The organism is Streptomyces sp. NPDC055025 (genome assembly GCF_053608565.1).
On record NZ_JBSGVS010000005.1, the window covers coordinates 169,621 to 186,021 of the forward strand.

A 16,401-nucleotide genomic window follows, 5' to 3' on the forward strand; every position below is an offset into this window, starting at 1 on the left:
CGTGAGGTCGGTGCGTGCGGCCGGTGTGTGCGGGCGAGCGGGTCAGGCCGGTGCCGGGCTCAGGGGCGTCTCGGGGGGCAGGGCGGGCGTCGGGTCCTTCGGGCCGGTGGATGGTCCTCCCGTGTCGTCGTGGGTACTGGTGCGGGCGGCCGGCCCGCCGGCCTCGGGCTTGCCGTTCGGCCGCCGCCCGAGGGCGATCAGCTCTCCCCGGTGCTCGGCGTCCCTCAGCGCGGCCAGCACCGGTTCGAGCGGCCCGGCCCGGAACGTGTCCAGGGCCGTCCGGGCGTGGCATGCCACCGGAGGGAGGAAGACGGCGGCCACCGTGCCCGCCGTCGCGGCGCCGAGCGCGATCGTCCAGCCGACCGGACCGAGCGGGGTGCTGCCGAAGAAGTGGCTGACCCCGGGGGTCTGGATGACCGCGGCCAGCCCCGCCATGGAGCCGGCGACGGCGGCCAGGACGGCGGGGCTGCGCCAGCCGATCAGAAGGGTCTGGCCGAGCTGGGTCGCGACAAGAGCGGCCAGCGCGACCGTCCGGGCGCGGGCGGGACGCCCCGTGGCACGGGCCGCGATCCACGCGGCCGTGGCTCCGAGCGCGGTGGCCATCGCCCGTACGGTGATCTCGTCGGTCAGGGCGGTGCCGAGCGACGATTCCGGACCCTCGCGGAGGAGACGCTCCTTGGTGTCCTCCCCGGGCGGACGCAGAGCGACGGCGATGGCGGGCGCGAGGTCCGTGAAGAGGTTGACCAACAGGAGTTGACGGGCTGTCAGGGGCGAGGCCCCGCCGACGGTGGCGCCGAGGACCGTGAAGCCGATCTCGCCGAGATTGCCGCCCAGGAGGATGGCCAGCGCCTGCCGTACGGACGCCCACATCGCGCGGCCCTCGACCAGCGCGGCCAGGATGGTCTCCAGCCGGTCGTCCGTGACGACCAGGTCCGCCGCGGCTCGGGCGGCCGGGGTGGCACGGGCGCCGAGGGCGATACCGACATCGGCGAGCCGGATGGCGGGCGCGTCGTTGGCGCCGTCGCCGGTCATCGCGACCGTACGGCCGAGCCGCTGGAACGCCTTGACGACCCGCACCTTGTGGGTGGGGGTGCCCCGGGCGACGACGCCCACCTGCGGCAGCAGCGCGTCCAGCGCCTCGTCGTCCAGGGCGTCCAGGTCCGCCCCGGTGACGACCCTCCGGCCGTCGACGACATCGAGTTCACGGGCGATCGACTCGGCGGTCTGCGGATGGTCCCCGGTGATCATCACGATGTGCACGCCCGCTTCGGCGAGCTGCCGCACCGAACGCGCCGCACCGCCGCGGACCTTGTCGCTGAGGAGGAGGAAACCGAGGAAGCCGAGGCCGTTCACGGAGGCGTCGGTGAGCGGGTCACCGCCTTCGTCGGACGACTCCGCGACCGCCAGTACCCGGTGGCCCTCGGCGGCCAGCTTCTCGCTGCGGATGAGGAGCGCGTCCTTCGCCTCGCGGTCCATGGCGCAGAGCTCGATCACCCGCTCCGGGGCGCCCTTGACCGACAGCAGCCGGCGCCCGCCGCTCTGGGCCTGCGTGGCGTGGAAGCCACGGCTGGGCTCGAACGGCAGGCCCGCGGTGCGTTGCCAGCCGGGTGCCCCGTCGGTACGGGTGAGACCGGCCAGTTCGGCACCGGACATCACGGCGCGATCGGTGAAGTGCTCCAGCTTGCGGTTGTCGCGCGGGCGCGGGGTGGCTCGTAACGCGGCTGCCAGTACGGCCTGTTGACGGGTGTCGAGACGGTCCGGCGGCCGGCCCACGTCCTCGCCGTCCGCGCCTCCCTCGCCGCCGTCACCCCGCGCGACCACCAGGGCGAGTTCGATCCGTCCGTGGGTGAGGGTGCCGGTCTTGTCGAAGCACAGCACGTCGGCGCGGCCCGCGGCCTCGATGGTGCGCGGATCACGCACCAGCACGCCCAGCGTGGAGAGCCGCCGGGCGGCGGCGAGTTGAGCGGCGGAGACCAGGAACGGCAGCCCTTCGGGCACACTCGCCACGGCGAGGCCGACACCCGCGCCCACGGTCTCGCGGGCGGGCCGGCCGCGCAGCAGCCCCGCGGCCATCACCGCGCCCGCCGAGCCGAGCGCCAGGGGCAGGGTGGTCCTGGTGATCCGCGCGAGCCGGTGTTCGACACCCACCGCGGGCCGGGCGCCCCGGCCCGCGGTGGCGCCGCGCCCGGCCTCGGTGGCCCCGCCGGTCGCCACGACGACGGCACGGGCGCGTCCGGCCGCCACGGTGGTGCCCTCGTACAGCATGGACGTACGGTCCGCCACATCGGCGGCGAGCACCGGATCGACCGCCTTGCCGACCGGCAGCGACTCGCCGGTCAGCGCCGACTCGTCGGCCTCCAGCCCATGACTGTCCAGCAGCCGGCAGTCGGCGGGCACGACATCACCGGAGCCGAGGACGACGATGTCTCCCACGACCAGTTCCTCGGCGGCCACCTCGTGCTCCTCGCCGTCCCGTACCGCACGGGCCCGTACCGCGGACCGCTGGTGCAGCCGGCGCACCGCCCTGTCGGTGATATGGCGCTGGGTGCCGCCGATGAGACCGGACAGTCCGGTGACGGCGAGGACGATGACCGCGTCGAGAACACCGCCGACCGCCGCGGAGAGGGCGGCGCCGCCCACCAGAACGGGGGTGAGCGGGTTGGCCAGTTCGGTGATGACGGCACGGGGGAGCGAGGTGGTCCTCGGCACGTGCTCGCCGGACCGTTCGGCACGGTCGAGCGCCTGACGCTCGGTCAGACCGTTCTCGTGGCTCGTCGTTCTGGCCAGTACGGTCTCCGGCGGCATCGAGTGCCAGGGCTGCCGGGACGCCCCGTGGTCCGGTGGGCGGCGCAGGAGTTCGACCGCGGACCACGTGCCGTAGGCCATGCCGAGCGCCGCGGACCAGTTGACGGCCGCCAGACTGAGCGTCCCGGGCTGTCCGGCCTGCCCGGCCAGTGTCATCGTGCTGCCGAGTCCCGAGGCGCCCTTGGCCAGCCACACCCCACGGCGGGCGACCCGGCGGGCGACACCGCACGCCTCGACCACGACCACGGCTTCGCCGGGGTCCGCGGCGTAGAGATGGGCGCCCCAGGCCGGCCGTCCCTCGGCCCCGGCGATCCCGATGCCGACGTCCGCGGCGTCCAGGGTCTCGCGGTCCCGGGACACCACGAGGACTCCGGTGCCGTCGGCCTGCTGTTCGCGCACGGACGCGGCCAGTCTCTCGCCGCCGGGTACGGTGCCGTCGGCCCCCGGAACGACGGTCGGCGTGCCACCGGTCGTCGCCAGCACCCGCAGTCCGGCCCGCCGCGCGGCGCCCACCAGTCTCTCGGCGGCTTCATGGACCTCCGGGACGACACTGACCACCGCCATCAGCCGGTCGCCCCGCGCCAGACCCAGTACATACGCGGCGCCCTCACGCTCCAGACGCTCCCGTGCCCGGACTCCGGTCCGGCCGCGCAGGGCGAGCCGGTCCAGCGGGCCGAGGGACCACTCCGTGTCCTTCGCCCGTGCGGGAGACGCGGGAGACGCGGGAGACCCCGTGGGGCGTCCGCCGCCGTTCCGCTCCTGATCCGTGCCGGACTCCCGGCCGCTCCGTTCCTGGTTCGCGCCCGCGCCCTGAGTCCCGCCCTGGGTCCCGCCCTCGCCGTCACTCTCGCTCTCGCAGTCTCCGTCACTTTCGCCTCCGCTCCGGCTGAGGCGTTCGGGGTGGCGCGGCTGGAAGAGCCGGTGGGCCGTGGCGGCGAGATCCCCGGCGGACGCCCCGTCGAGCGGGATGAGATCGGCGAGTACATGGGCGCCGGTGGTCAGGGCGGCGGTGTCGAGGACGACGGTGCGGACACGGTCGAGCCGGCGCAGGGCCTCCGGGTCATGGACCACGGTGCCCCTGTGGGCGAGGGCGCGGCCGAGAGCGCAGGCGAAGCCCTCCCGGGCCAGCCCGGGAGCCTTGGGGATGGCCGCGAGCGAGGCACCCGCCGCGCTGCTCGTACGCCTGGTCACCGCCAGCGCCCCGGCGAAGGTCAGGCCCGCGATGACGGCGGCGGTGTCGGCGTACCGTTCGACGGGGCCCGGCCGCAGCGGAACGGGACGCGGCGCGGGGCAGCGGAGCTCCGCCCGCGCCAGCTGGGGCGTACCGGTGAGGTCCGGCTCCGCGCCGGTCCAGGCGGCGCGTTGGGCTTTGAGTTCCGCCGTACTCAGGGCATGCCGTACGCCGTCGACCGCGAGACCGAGGAATCCGCCCGCGCTCCCCTGGGCGGCCGCGTTCAACGTGGCGAGTACCACCGCGGTGTTCCGGTCTCCCACCACCTGCGCGACCACACGGCGCAGACGCGGCTGCGTCTCGACGATGGTGACCAGCGAGGCCAGCTCCAGCGGCAGGGGAGAGCTTTGCGTCAGGCGGCCGACGACCGCCAGCGGCAGCGCCGCGGCCTGGGTCGCCATGGCCCAGACGGCGCGGCCGGCCGGTTCGGCGGAGGCCGGGTGGAGCGGCATCGGTCCATGGGCCGTGTCGTATGCCTCTTCGACGCCTTCGACGATTTCGAGCAGCCCGCGTACGGTCGCCTCGTCGTCCGTAGGACCCTCCAGGGCGACGACCACACTCTGCAGGACGGCGTTCACCGCGGCCCATCGCACACCGGGCATCTCGGTCAGGAGTCGCTCCAGGTCCTCGGCGACCTTGGGGCCCTTCGAGCCCCGCAGTCCGCGCACCGCCAGATGAGCGCGCCCACCGTCGAACATCCGTACGCGTGCGTGTGCGCAGGAGGTCACACGGGACACCAGGGGTTCGACCAGTGAGTCCAGCAGTCCCATGGCGGGTCGCGCGACCGCTCCGAGTTTGCCGAGTCCGGGGATTCCCACAGCTCACCGTCCATCTTCAGCTGATCGGCCCGGACGCCCGAGGCGGGGCGGTCGGCACAGAAAAACGCCGTGCCGCCGACCGTCGGCAGACGGCCCGCACGGCAGGCAGGAGGGTCAAAAAGTAGTATAAAAGGGACAAAAAATCAAGGAGGCGATCCACATGGCAGACGCCACCAGGACACGGCACACAGACGGACACGGGAGCGACGGAGCGGAGCGGACGTCCGAGAACGGGCATGACGGCGGCCTTCGGATGCACACCCTCCACGCGGATCTGCCCATCCCGTACCTCACGGCGGGTGACATCACCGCCAACGCCCGCGCCGCGGGCGCGAAGCTGTCGCCGCCGATGCCTCCGCCCAAGCGGCTCGTCTTCTACGGCGGCCTGGGGGCGCTCGCGATTCTCGGGGCGGTCGACTGGCCGGTCGCGGTGGCCATAGGGGCCGCGGCCGTGGTCGCCCGCGGCGGCCGTCGCGGCGAGGGCGACGGCAAGGGGCACACCGGGAACGGCGCCGAGGAGCCCCGGAAGGGCGCCGCGACGTCGACGGCGGCCCGGCGGAGCGGAGGCGGCGCGAGGGGAGCGGCCAAGAAGGGGACCGCGAAGGCGTGACGGCGTGGCGCGTATGCCTCCGCGTACGCCTCAGCGGCGTGTATGCCCCGGCGGCGCGCTTGCCCGAGCGCGCTGAGGCACCCGCGCGGTCGGACCGGCGCGGCTGACCCGCGCGTCGGACCGGCACGGCTGACCCGCGCGGCTGACCCGCGCGTCGGGCCGGCACGGCTGACCCGCGCGTCGCGGAGCCGCCCGTCCGCACTGCCAGGCCGTAGCGGTGGGCCGTAGCGTTCGCGGTACGGGTACGAGTGCGGTACGGGTACAGGGCCCGCGGTCCGGTGATGTCGGGCCCGCGGACCGGCCCCGGGCGTCCGAATGACCGGCCCCGGGCGCCCGTCGTCACGACCGGCCGCAGGCGTCCGATCAGTTGACCAGCACGATCTTTCCGCGGGCGTGGCGGCTTTCGCTCAGTTCGTGCGCCGCCACGGCCTCGGTGAGCGGGAACGCGGCCGCGACCGGCACCCGCAGCCGGCCCTCGCCGGCGAGCGTGACCGCGATCGCGAGGCCGTGCAACGCCAGCGGGTCGGCGGAGGCTCCCACGGTCGTGCCGGTGTCGTCGGACGGCACTCCGTGCGACATGTGTACGCCGTGGGCCGCAGCGGTGACATCGGCGATCGTCACCACGCGCGCGGTGTCACCGGCGATGGCGACGAGGTCCGGCAGCGCACCTCCTGCGCAGTCGAACACCGCGTCCACTCCGTCCGGTGCCAGCGCGCGGATCCGTTCGGCGAGCCCCGTTCCGTACGTCGTCGGCACCGCGCCGAGGGAACGCAGGAAGTCGTGGTTGCGCTCGCTCGCCGTACCGATGACGGTGGCACCGCGGGCGACCGCGAGCTGGACGGCGACCGTGCCCACCCCACCGGCCGCGCCTTGTACGAGCACGGTGTGTCCGGCGCCGACCGCGAGCCGGTCGAGGACCCGGGTGGCCGTCTCGGCGCTGCCCGCGGCGCCGCCCGCCTCCTCCCAGCTCCACGCGGCCGGTCTGGGCGCCCAGGCGGCCAGCACCGCGAAGTCGGCGTTGGCACCGCGCGCGGCCGAGTCGGTCATGCCGAACACCTCGTCGCCGACGCTCACGCCCGTGACGCCGTCGCCGACCTCGTCCACCACGCCCGCGGCGTCGAATCCGGTCCGGTACGGGAACGTCAGGGGCACCACCTCACGCATTTCCCCGGAGCGGATGCGTATCTCCCCGGGGGAGATCCCGGAGGCCCGTACGGCGACGCGGATCTCGCCCGGTCCCGCGTGCGGCGCCGCCACCTCGGCGACATGCACAACGCTGGGCGGGCCGTACTCACTGAACTGAATCGCTCTCATGCCCGGACCGTAACGGAGCACCCCGTCCGTTTGGCTAAAGTGAGAGAGGTGACGGCCCAAGTGATAACGAAGCTCCGCTCGGACGCCCGCGACAATCGCGAGCGCATCCTCGTGGTCGCTCGCGCGGCCTTCGCCGCCGAGGGTCTCGATGTGCCGATCCGGGAGATCGCCCGGCGCGCCGAGGTCGGTGTCGCGACCGTCTACCGGCACTTCCAGACCAAGGAAGCGCTGCTGACCGAGGCCTTTGCCGAGCAGATGGCCTCGTGCTCGGCGATCGTGGAGGAGGGCCTGGCGGCGGACGACCCGTGGAGCGGGTTCCGCCTGGTGATCGAGCGGCTCATGGAGGTGCACGCCCTCGACCGGGGCTTCGCCCGTGCCTTCACCTCGCAGCTCCCCCAGGCGGTCGACTTCGCCGCGGACCGCGATCGCACCCTGCGTCTGCTGCTCGAACTGGTACGGCGCGCGAAGGAGGCGGGTCCCTTGCGGGGGGATTTCGTACTGGAGGACATCAGCCTGGCGCTGATGGCGAACGAAGGCATCCGCGCCGAGTCACCCGAGATGCGGGTGGCGGCGTCGCGCCGCTTCGCGGCCCTGATGATCCAGTCGTTCCAGGCGCACCCCGTCCCGGCGCCGCTTCCTCCGGCCGTCCGGCTGCCTCTCTCCAGACGGTAGGGGTACACCCGGACGGTAGGGGTACGGCGCGAGGCGTCGTCAACCTCCGCAGTCGGCCTCACCCCCCTCGGATCCGAAGACCCCGGACCGCCGATCCGAAGACCAGGAATAGGCGGCATCCGGTTACGGGTTGGGGTCGTCATGGCAGACACACTCTTCGACCCGCACGCGCTGCTCGCGCGGAGTCGACTCGGCGTGCTCGCGACGATCAAGTCCGACGGCCGTCCCCAGCTCTCTCCCGTCACGCCGGCATACGACCGGACCGCCGGCGTCATCCGGGTGTCGACGACCGAAGGGACCGCCAAGATCGCCAACCTGCGCCGGGACCCGCGAGCCGCGCTGGAGGTGACCAGCCCGGACGGCCGGGCATGGGCCACCGCCGAGGGCACGGTCACACTCACCGGGCCGGGAACCGACCCGCACGGTCCCGAGGCCGAGGCGCTGGTGGACTACTACCGCGCCGCCGCCGGCGAGCACCCGGACTGGGACGAGTACCGGTCGGTCATGGTGTCCGACCGGAGAGTGCTGATCACGCTGACGGTCGACCACGTATACGGCACCAAGCTCAGTTGACGGACGACCGGACGGACCGACGGACGGGAGGAAGGACCGACAGGCAGGTAAAACGATCTTCGGCTCCCGAGTAGGGGAGTACCGCCATGAGCGATCGCCCCGTCCACACGGTGGAAGTGCCCCTGTGTGACGGCCGCCCCGCAGGGGGAGACGTCGTCGGCCGCCGCTGACGAGGTCCTGTTCGGACGCCCAGATGTCACTACTCCATTCGGGGGCTATCGTCCACATATGTGCGATGTTCGATCTGGCCGGACCGCTGTCCCCCTGGGGAAAACGGACGGTGGCCCGCGGCGCCGCACATCGTCCCGCACACGGTCGGAATCGCCGTCGGAATCGTGGTCGCGATCGCGCTCGGAACCGAGGGCACCGGGGGCGCCGGGGGCCCGGCGCGACCGTACGGCCGCCGCACAGCGCATCCGCCGACGACGGCGCTCCCTTCCTTCCGTCCCTCGCGTGTCACGCGGGACGGCGTAGGCGTGGGGGAGTACGGAATGTGCACCGCGGCAGAGGTGGATGACGCCCTGGCGGAGTTGGTACGGGCCACCGGCGCGCACATCGGCGCCGTGTATCTGCTGGTGCCGGAGGACGAGGTACTGCGCATGGTCGCGGTGACCGGGGTGTCCAGGAAGGTGGCCGCGCCATGGTCCCGGGTGGCACTGGCCGCGCCGGTCCCGGTGGCCGAGGTGGCGCGCGAGCGCCGACCGGTGTGGGTGGCCGGCCATTCGGAGCTGGCCCGCCGCTTTCCCCGTACGGCTCTCGCGTTGCCCTACCAGGTCGCCATGAGCGTCGTGCCCCTGACATCCGGGACCACCTGCTGGGGCGCCGTGCTCCAGCTGTGGCCCGGTACGCACGCTCCCGGGCTCTCCCGCCGGGAAGCGCGGGCGATCGACGAGGGGCGCCGCCGGATCAGCCGCCTCCTGCGGCTGGCCGCGGATGAGGGGCGTCCGATGCGGCCCACGGAGCTGCGCACCGTGGATCCACCGCCCACCCGGCACGAACAGCCCGGAGCCGAGCTCACGGAGCGCTTCCCGGAAGGTATGTGCGCCCTGGACCTCGACGGCCACATCACGTTCCTCAACGGCAAGGCCGCCGAATTGCTGGGTGGCAACGACCTGCTGGGAGCCCGGCCCTGGGAAGCCCTGCCCTGGCTGAACGACCCGATCTACGAGAATTCCTATCTGGCGGCGCTGTTCAGCCGTCTCCCCACGTCCTTCATCGCCCTGCGGCCCTCCGACCACTGGCTGGCCTTCACCCTCCACCCCGACGCCACCGGCATCAGCGTACGTATCACGCCCACCGAGGCACCCACCGAGGACCGCGAGCCCTTCCTGACCCCGCCGCCCACGGCGCAGGCCCGCCCGGGTGCCCTCTTCCATCTGCTTCATCTGTCCTCGGCCCTCACCGAGGCCGTCGGGGTCAAGGACGTGGCCGAGGCGGTCACCAATCAGATCATGCCCGTCATCAACGTCCAGGGCCTGGCGGTGCTCACCGCCGACGAGGGAAGACTCCAGGTCATCGGCGCCCGCGGCTTCCCGCCGGGAGTCGCGGACAGCTTCGACGGCCTTCCTCTGACCGCGAAGGCCGCCAGCGTGCGTGCCATCGAGACCGGGGTTCCCGCGTTCCACGCGAACGCCGAGGAACTCCGCCGTACCTATCCGCACATCGAGCTGTACGCGGACATGGCCGCTTTCGCCTATCTGCCGCTGTTCGCGTCCGGACGTACGATCGGCTGCTGCGTCCTGGGCTACGACCAGCCGCACCCCTTCTCACCGGACGAGCGCGCCGGTCTCACCTCGCTGGCGGGAGTGATCGCGCAGGCGCTGGAGCGGGCCCGTCTCTACGACACCGAGAACCAGGTCGCGCGGGGCCTCCAGGCCGCTCTGCTGCCGCACGACCTGCCGCGTGTCCCCGGTCTGGAGGTCGCGGCCCGCTATCTCCCGGCGACCCGTGGCATGGACATAGGCGGCGACTTCTACGACCTCATCCGCCTCGACGACACCTCGGCCGCCGCCGTCATCGGTGATGTACAGGGCCACAATGTGAATGCCGCCGCGCTCATGGGGCAGGTCCGTACCGCCGTCCACACCCACGCCACCGCGGGGGCCCCTCCGGACGAGGTGCTCGCGCGCACCAACCGGCTGCTGATCGACCTGAGTTCCAGTCTCTTCACGAGCTGTCTCTACGTCCACCTCGACCTGCTGCACCACCGGGCACGTCTCGCGGCCGCCGGCCACCTGCCCCCCGTGCTGTGCGGCCCCGGCGGCCGTACGGAGATCCTGGACATACCGACCGGGCTGCTCCTCGGTATCGAGCCGGAGGCCGAGTACCGGACCGCCGATGTCCCGCTGCCCCCCGGCGCCGTGCTCGCCCTCTACACCGACGGTCTCGTCGAAGTGCCCGGCACCGATCTGGACACGACCATCGCCGAACTCGCCGCCCGGCTGGCGGAAGCGGACCCGGGCCCGCTGGACGCGCTGGCGAAGTCCCTTGTCCGGGATGCCGGGCAGACCCGGCAGTCCTCCCGGGGCGGCGACGACATCGCCCTCCTGCTCATGAGGCTGGACAAGCGCGACGATTGACGGTGGCGGGTGCGGTACGAGGACGGCTCAGTCGGCATGTCAACCTTGGGTTGACGGTACCTGCGTGTCAACCTGAGGCTGGCGCATGACGAATCCTGTCCGCGTGGCGCATCCGGTCCGGCTCGACGATCTGATCGAGGCCATCAAGAAAGTCCACTCCGACGCTGTTGGGCAACTGTCCGACGCGGTCATCGCCGCGGACCACACCTTCCGGACTCGATCAGCGATCAGCGGTCGGCGATCAGTGGTCGGCGGTCGGCTCGGTGTCGGGTCGGCCGCGTCCGCGGATCAGCGGCAGGTATACCTCGTCGATGATGTCGACGAGGACGTCATCGGGCGCGGCGGGAACGCCCCGGACCACGTATTCATTGCGCAGAAGCACGACGGCCACCGTGGCGACCCTCGGGTCGAGGCATTCGGGTGGGGCCTCCCCGCGGGCCACGGCGCGGCCCAGGACGGTCAGCCACATGCCGCTTCCCGCGTCGCCGGAGCGCTCGCGCAGCCGCGCCAGCAGCTCGGGGTCGTCGCCGACGCTCGACAGCAGACCGCGGAGGATCTCGCCGTACGGTGAGTTCCAGGTGCGATTGGCGCGCCGCAGCAGTTCCAGCGCGTCGCCCCGCAGCTCTCCGGTGTCGGGGAGTTGTACCTCGGTGGTGGTCAGTTCCCGGTACGCGGCGATACCGAGCGCGGCGCGATGTGGCCAGCGGCGGTAGATCGCGTTCTTGTTGGTGCCGGCGCGCTTGGCGACCTTGTCCATGGTGAGTCCGGGATAGCCGGACTCGACGAGTTCGTCGGCCGCGGCCCGGAGGATCGCGCGTTCCAGCTCGGCTCCACGCCGCCTCGTCGGAGCGGAGCGTGGCCGCTCGGCCGGGCTGTCGGCCGTGTGATCTCCCGTCATGAGTGCCGACCGTACCGGGCGGGCGCTGTGACGTGCGAACCCTGCTCGCCTTATAGGGTACGTTGAGTACCCTATTCCGGGTTGATCCTTCCGGTGTCGGCCCGCGCGCTGAAGCACGACCAGTACCGAGCAGTACCGACCGGTACCGACCACCACCGAACAGGACCTACAGCGCCGAACGGCACCGGGACCCGGCGACGCGAAAGGGCATGGCACATGCGAGGTAACGGCATCACATACGACACCGGCTTCGTCAACGCGGGAGTGAGCACCCGCGAACCCTTCGACCCTGAGACCGTGGAGCGCGAAATGCGCGTGATCCGCGACGACTTGCACTGCACCGCGGTGCGTGTCACCGGAGGTGATGCCGAAAGGCTGGAGATCGCCGCCGGCCACGCAGCCGACGCCGGACTGGCGGTGTGGTTCTCCCCGTTCACCTGCGACCTCACGGTCGACGAACAGCTCGCCTTCCTCGCCGACTGCGCCGAGCGAGCCGAGCGACTGCGTGGGCGGGGCGCCGAGGTCGTGTTCCTGACCGGTTCCGAACTGAGCCTGTTCACCGTCGGCTTCCTGCCCGGCGATACGTTCCTGGACAGAGCCGCCGTGCTCACCGCCCCGGGTCGTCCGCGTGAGCTGATGGCCGAACTCCCCACCCGTATCAACGACTTCCTGGACACGGCCGTCCGTACGGTCCGCGAGCGGTTCGGGGGAAGCGTCAGCTACGCCTCGCTGCCGTTCGAGGGCGTCGACTGGACTCCCTTCGATGCCATATCGACCGACGCCGGCTATCGCTCGGCCGGGATGGCCGACCGGTTCCGCGACAGCATCCGTGCCTTCGTCGCGCAGGGGAAGGCCCAGGGAAAGCCCGTCGCGATCACCGAGTTCGGCTGCACCAGCCATCGCGGCTCGGCCGACAAGGGAGGCCGCGGCGACGGGATCGTCGAATGGGGTGACGACGGCAGACCGGTCCGTCTGGACGGGGACTACATCCGCGACGAGGAGGAGCAGGCCACGTATCTGTGCGAAGTGCTGGACATCTTCGAGGACGAGGGCGTCGACACCGCGTTCGTGAACACCTTCGCCCGCTACGACCTGCCGCACCGCGGCGGCACCCCTCGCGAAGACTTCGACATGGCCAGCTATGGCGTGGTCAAAGTCCTCGAAGACCGACCCGGTACCACCTATCCGGACATGCCGTGGGAGCCCAAGGCCGCGTTCGCCGCTCTGGCGGACCGCTACCGCGGCTGACCGGTCCGGTCACGAACTCACCGGTCCCGGGCTCCACCTCGCCCGCGCGTGCGGGACAGCGCGCCGCGTGGGCGAGGCGTCGTCGGTCGTTGATGGCGCCCCGTTGGCGCGTTGTTCACATCCTCTTTGTGTGTCGATCCCACGCGGCCTCAACAATGCGTCCTCACACGTGAGTCGGGTCCAGGCCGGGGGGAAGCCATGAGCTCCATCACGCATGCGTCGGGGATACTGAGCGATCTCAACTCGATGATCGACAGCCGTGGCGCGCTCACCACACTGACATGTGCGTTGATCACCGGCGCGATAGGCCTGTTGGTCACCGCGGTCCGGCGGCGCCGCCAGATCGGCTGGAGCGTCCTGTTCGACGAGCCGATCAACCGGGGCCCGGCACCCCCGAACGACCTCAACATGTGGGAGATCCACTCGCAGGGCAGGGAGATCGAGGACGGCAGTCTCGTCGTACTCGACGTACTGAACTCCGGCGGCCAGGACATCGACGAAAGCCATGTCGCCGTCCCGCTGCGCTTCACCTTTCCCGGGCGGGAAGTGGTGCACTTCAAAGTGCGTGACTCCGACGACCTGCACAATCTCATCGAGCGCAGCACCGACACACTTCCGCCCGACGACGCCTCACGGATCGTGCTGCCCGCCCTGCCGCTCAACCGGCAGGACGGCTTCAAGCTCCTGATCCTCCTCGTCGGTTCCGGCAGCGGCGTCAGATCGGGCGGGATCATACGCGGTGGCCGGATCGTCCAGCGGGCCAAGCGCTCCCGCCTGTACCAGTTCACCGCGGCGGGGACCGTGATGGCCCTCCTGATCGGTATCTCCGGTGGAGTCTGGCTGGCCAACCGCGCGCTCAGCCCGGAGGCCACCTGTACGCACGGAAGCCTCAGCATCAAGGGGTCCACCGCTTTCGCACCGGTCGCCACCCAGGTCAAGAACGCCTACGAGCAGAGTTGCCCGAACGCGACCATCAGGGTCGTGGCCAACGGCAGCGGAAACGGCCTCGCCGACCTGCGCCTGAGCAAGGACACCTCGACGATCGCCATGTCCGACGGGCGGCCTTCTGACCAGACCGACGAAGAGGGCCTGAACCGGCGCGCGGCCGGCGTGGTCGTGTTCGCCGTGGTGGCCAACCATGAACTGGAGGCCAGTCAGCCACATCTGTTCGAGGACGGGCTGACCACGGCGGAGCTGAGGACGATCTTCGGTGGTCGGGACCCCGCGTTCCTGCCGGTCGGCCGCTCCGGTGATTCCGGGACCCGCGCGGCTTTTGAAAGCGCGTTTCTGGACGACGGTTCCCCGGCAACGAAAGCTCCGCCGGAATGCGGCAGTCCGGGCGTGACGACCGCGTGCAACGCGAAGACCACGATGGACCTGCTCGAATACGTCAACAGCACGCCGAACGCGATCGGTTACGCGGAAGCCGACGCCTTGCCCTTCTTTCCCAACGTCGGGACCATACCGGTCAACACGTACGAGCCGATCCGCGAAGACGCTCTGAGCGGAAACTATCCGTTCGTCGCGACCGAGTATCTGTATACCGCGGGAGAACCGGCCGGGCTCACCGCCAACTATCTGGAGTTCCTGACCAGCGATCCCGTGACGGCCCAGCTCCGCGGCCACGGCTTCATCGGCTGCTCCGACCTGGACGGCACGAAACTCGCCGGCGAGTGTACGGACGGCTGACCCCGCCCCCGCCCCCGCGCACTGTCGCCCGTGGTGAGGTCCGCGGTGAGGTCTGTGGGCGGAGGGGGGCTCACACCTCGAAGCGGTATCCCATGCCCGGCACGGTGATGAGACTCCGGGGGTGTGACGGATCCGCTTCGAGTTTGCGCCTCAAGTGCGCCATGTAGACACGGAGATAGTTGCTCCGTGTCCGACAGGCCGGACCCCAGACCTCCTGGAGCAGCTGCCGCTGGCTGACAAGCCGTCCGCGGTTGCGGATCAGGACTTCCAGCAGATGCCACTCGGTCGGTGTGAAGCGGATGTCGGTCCCGTCGCGCCGGGCCTTCTTCGCGAGCAGATCGAGTGTGAATCCATTGGCGGTGACGACCGCGGTGCCGTCGGAGCGTGAGCCGGGATCCGCCCGCCGGGTCGCCGCCCGCAGCCGGGCGAGGAGTTCCTCCATGCCGAAGGGCTTCGTGATGTAGTCGTCCGCGCCCGCGTCGAGCGCGGCCACCTTCTCGTCGGACGTGCTACGGGCCGAGACCACCAGGACCGGGGCCTGGGACCAGGTGCGCAGCCCTCTCATCACCGCGATGCCCGGCATGTCGGGCAGTCCGAGGTCCAGCAGGACCGCGTCGGGCGGGTGCGCCGCGGCGAGTCGCAGCGCGGTCTTCCCGTCCGGCGCGACAGCCACGTCGTATCCCCGTGCCCTCAGATTGATCTCAAGAGCCCGTGCGAGCTGTGGTTCGTCCTCCACCACCAGCACCCGGGGCATCCGTGTCCCGCCTTCCTCGGATACTGCCCGAATTTCCGTGGGTACGCGGGAGTTGTCCGATTTTGAGGCCGGGGCGGGAGCCGGAGGTACGGGGGCCCGCCCCGGACGCCGGGCTTCTGCCCCCTGCGGTAACACGGTCACTTGGCTGTGAGTTCCTTACGGAGGTGCGACGGGGACGGACGTCCCGAGGAAACTCCCTCGTCCGGGGTTCCCGTCTCCCGTTGACGGCGCTCTTACGGCCGCCGCCCCGACCTTGACGTTTTCCTTACGCGGCCGGCGTCACGCGGCTCGGAGCCGCCGCCCGTCCCGGACATGGGCGACTTCGCGGGACCCGGGCACGGCGAGGCGAAGCACGCGCCAGGATGTTCGGCATGGCGGATATATCTGAGCTGGTCGAGTCCCTCGGTCTTCAACCGCACATCGAGGGCGGGTGGTTCCGGGAGACATGGCGGACTCCGGTCGAAGCGGTCCCCGACGGATACGGCGGGGCGAGGGCGTTCGCGACGGGTATCTACTACCTTCTGCATCCCGGCGAGGCATCACGGTGGCACCGGGTGCGCTCGGACGAGGTGTGGCTGTGGCACCGCGGCGGCCCCCTGCGGATCCGGCTGGGTGGGACGGGCGAGGCTCCGAGCGAGCGGGACGCCGTCGACGCGATGGTGGGCGGCGGGATAGAGAGGGGGGAGCGGCCGCAGTTCCTCGTGCCCGGCGGAAGCTGGCAGTCGGCCGAACCCGCGGGGGACGAGCCGGTGCTCGTGACGTGCGTGGTCGCTCCGGGTTTCGAGTACAAGGACTACGAGGACATCCCCCGCCCGGAGTGAGGGCAACCGCCGCGGCTCGGGGCGGTGCGGTCGTCCGCCCGTCCCGGAGGCGCGATGGCCTCGTACCCGCCGCGACGAGACATGACGGAGGGTGCCGCCCCGCGCCCGGCCGACCGGCTCACTCGGTCCGGGGGAGCCCGCGGGCCAGGGGGAAGTGAAGCCCAGCCGCAGACGGCTGCCGGCCCTCACCGGCGGGGCCGGCATGCCTGCCGTGGTGGGAGTGGTGACCGTGGTCGTGATCATGGCTGTCGGTGTACAGGGGCGTGAGCGCGGCGCTGTCCGACGAGAAGCGGACAGGCCGCACACGCACGCGGAAGAGAGCGAGCGGGCAGCAGGACAGCGTTGATGTTGTCCTCCCTGAGTTCAGGGGTGGGACGTTCGCCAGGGTG

The 16,401-nt window shown here is 71.6% G+C and carries 11 protein-coding genes and 1 pseudogene; 8 read left to right on the forward strand and 4 right to left on the reverse strand.

Features of this window, described 5'->3' with window-relative positions; translation table 11 throughout:
* Window positions 1–42: 42 nt before the first annotated feature.
* Window positions 43–4,854, reverse strand: a complete 4,812-nt coding sequence (locus tag ACWGDX_RS05385; protein WP_453622491.1) for an HAD-IC family P-type ATPase — start codon at window positions 4,852–4,854, stop codon at window positions 43–45.
* A 160-nt stretch (window positions 4,855–5,014) separates the two neighbouring features.
* Here ACWGDX_RS05385 and ACWGDX_RS05390 point away from each other — a divergent pair, with 160 nt between their 5' ends.
* The gene (locus tag ACWGDX_RS05390; RefSeq protein WP_453622492.1) at window positions 5,015–5,464 is read left to right on the forward strand and encodes a hypothetical protein; all 450 of its coding nucleotides are present in this window, start codon (window positions 5,015–5,017) and stop codon (window positions 5,462–5,464) included.
* Window positions 5,465–5,827: 363 nt separating this feature from the next.
* Here ACWGDX_RS05390 and ACWGDX_RS05395 read toward each other — a convergent pair whose 3' ends face one another.
* Window positions 5,828–6,778 (reverse strand): NADP-dependent oxidoreductase, encoded by a 951-nt coding sequence (locus ACWGDX_RS05395; RefSeq protein WP_453622494.1) that lies wholly within the window; start codon window positions 6,776–6,778, stop codon window positions 5,828–5,830.
* Between the two features lie 60 nt (window positions 6,779–6,838).
* On the opposite strand from ACWGDX_RS05395, the gene ACWGDX_RS05400 reads away from it, so the two are divergent.
* The 4 genes and pseudogenes from ACWGDX_RS05400 to ACWGDX_RS05415 form a co-directional block, all read left to right on the forward strand.
* Window positions 6,839–7,450, forward strand: coding sequence for a TetR/AcrR family transcriptional regulator (locus ACWGDX_RS05400; protein ID WP_453622496.1), 612 nt, complete (start codon window positions 6,839–6,841; stop codon window positions 7,448–7,450).
* 141 nt (window positions 7,451–7,591) lie between these two features.
* Window positions 7,592–8,023, forward strand: coding sequence for a PPOX class F420-dependent oxidoreductase (locus tag ACWGDX_RS05405; protein WP_453622498.1), 432 nt, complete (start codon window positions 7,592–7,594; stop codon window positions 8,021–8,023).
* A 491-nt stretch (window positions 8,024–8,514) separates the two neighbouring features.
* Window positions 8,515–10,602, forward strand: coding sequence for a SpoIIE family protein phosphatase (locus ACWGDX_RS05410; protein ID WP_453622500.1), 2,088 nt, complete (start codon window positions 8,515–8,517; stop codon window positions 10,600–10,602).
* Window positions 10,603–10,687: 85 nt separating this feature from the next.
* Window positions 10,688–10,807 (forward strand): annotated as a pseudogene (locus ACWGDX_RS05415) (Clp protease N-terminal domain-containing protein); the annotation flags it as partial.
* A 36-nt stretch (window positions 10,808–10,843) separates the two neighbouring features.
* On the opposite strand, the gene ACWGDX_RS05420 reads toward ACWGDX_RS05415, so the two are convergent.
* Complete coding sequence (locus tag ACWGDX_RS05420; RefSeq protein WP_453622502.1) at window positions 10,844–11,500, reverse strand: TetR/AcrR family transcriptional regulator; 657 nt, start codon at window positions 11,498–11,500, stop codon at window positions 10,844–10,846.
* Window positions 11,501–11,716: 216 nt separating this feature from the next.
* On the opposite strand from ACWGDX_RS05420, the gene ACWGDX_RS05425 reads away from it, so the two are divergent.
* Both ACWGDX_RS05425 and ACWGDX_RS05430 read left to right on the forward strand, forming a co-directional pair.
* On the forward strand, window positions 11,717–12,748 hold the full coding sequence (locus ACWGDX_RS05425) for a hypothetical protein (protein ID WP_453622503.1): 1,032 nt from the start codon (window positions 11,717–11,719) through the stop codon (window positions 12,746–12,748).
* Between the two features lie 198 nt (window positions 12,749–12,946).
* Window positions 12,947–14,437: a PstS family phosphate ABC transporter substrate-binding protein gene (locus ACWGDX_RS05430; RefSeq protein WP_453622505.1), complete on the forward strand. Its 1,491-nt coding sequence runs from the start codon at window positions 12,947–12,949 to the stop codon at window positions 14,435–14,437.
* Window positions 14,438–14,507: 70 nt separating this feature from the next.
* Here ACWGDX_RS05430 and ACWGDX_RS05435 read toward each other — a convergent pair whose 3' ends face one another.
* Entirely contained in the window at window positions 14,508–15,191 is a 684-nt protein-coding gene (locus ACWGDX_RS05435; RefSeq protein ID WP_453622507.1) for a response regulator, read from the reverse strand.
* Between the two features lie 371 nt (window positions 15,192–15,562).
* On the opposite strand from ACWGDX_RS05435, the gene ACWGDX_RS05440 reads away from it, so the two are divergent.
* Window positions 15,563–16,012 (forward strand): cupin domain-containing protein, encoded by a 450-nt coding sequence (locus ACWGDX_RS05440; protein ID WP_453622509.1) that lies wholly within the window; start codon window positions 15,563–15,565, stop codon window positions 16,010–16,012.
* The last annotated feature ends 389 nt before the right edge of the window (window positions 16,013–16,401 follow it).

Excerpts from the sequence above, each read along its gene's own strand:
- ACWGDX_RS05390 (WP_453622492.1), top strand. The coding sequence starts at position 5,015 with ATGGCAGACGCCACCAGGACACGGCACACAGACGGACACGGGAGCGAC.
- ACWGDX_RS05395 (WP_453622494.1), bottom strand. The coding sequence starts at position 6,778 with ATGAGAGCGATTCAGTTCAGTGAGTACGGCCCGCCCAGCGTTGTGCAT.
- ACWGDX_RS05405 (WP_453622498.1), top strand. The coding sequence starts at position 7,592 with ATGGCAGACACACTCTTCGACCCGCACGCGCTGCTCGCGCGGAGTCGA.
- ACWGDX_RS05410 (WP_453622500.1), top strand. The coding sequence starts at position 8,515 with ATGTGCACCGCGGCAGAGGTGGATGACGCCCTGGCGGAGTTGGTACGG.
- ACWGDX_RS05420 (WP_453622502.1), bottom strand. The coding sequence starts at position 11,500 with ATGACGGGAGATCACACGGCCGACAGCCCGGCCGAGCGGCCACGCTCC.
- ACWGDX_RS05425 (WP_453622503.1), top strand. The coding sequence starts at position 11,717 with ATGCGAGGTAACGGCATCACATACGACACCGGCTTCGTCAACGCGGGA.
- ACWGDX_RS05430 (WP_453622505.1), top strand. The coding sequence starts at position 12,947 with ATGAGCTCCATCACGCATGCGTCGGGGATACTGAGCGATCTCAACTCG.
- ACWGDX_RS05435 (WP_453622507.1), bottom strand. The coding sequence starts at position 15,191 with ATGCCCCGGGTGCTGGTGGTGGAGGACGAACCACAGCTCGCACGGGCT.
- ACWGDX_RS05440 (WP_453622509.1), top strand. The coding sequence starts at position 15,563 with ATGGCGGATATATCTGAGCTGGTCGAGTCCCTCGGTCTTCAACCGCAC.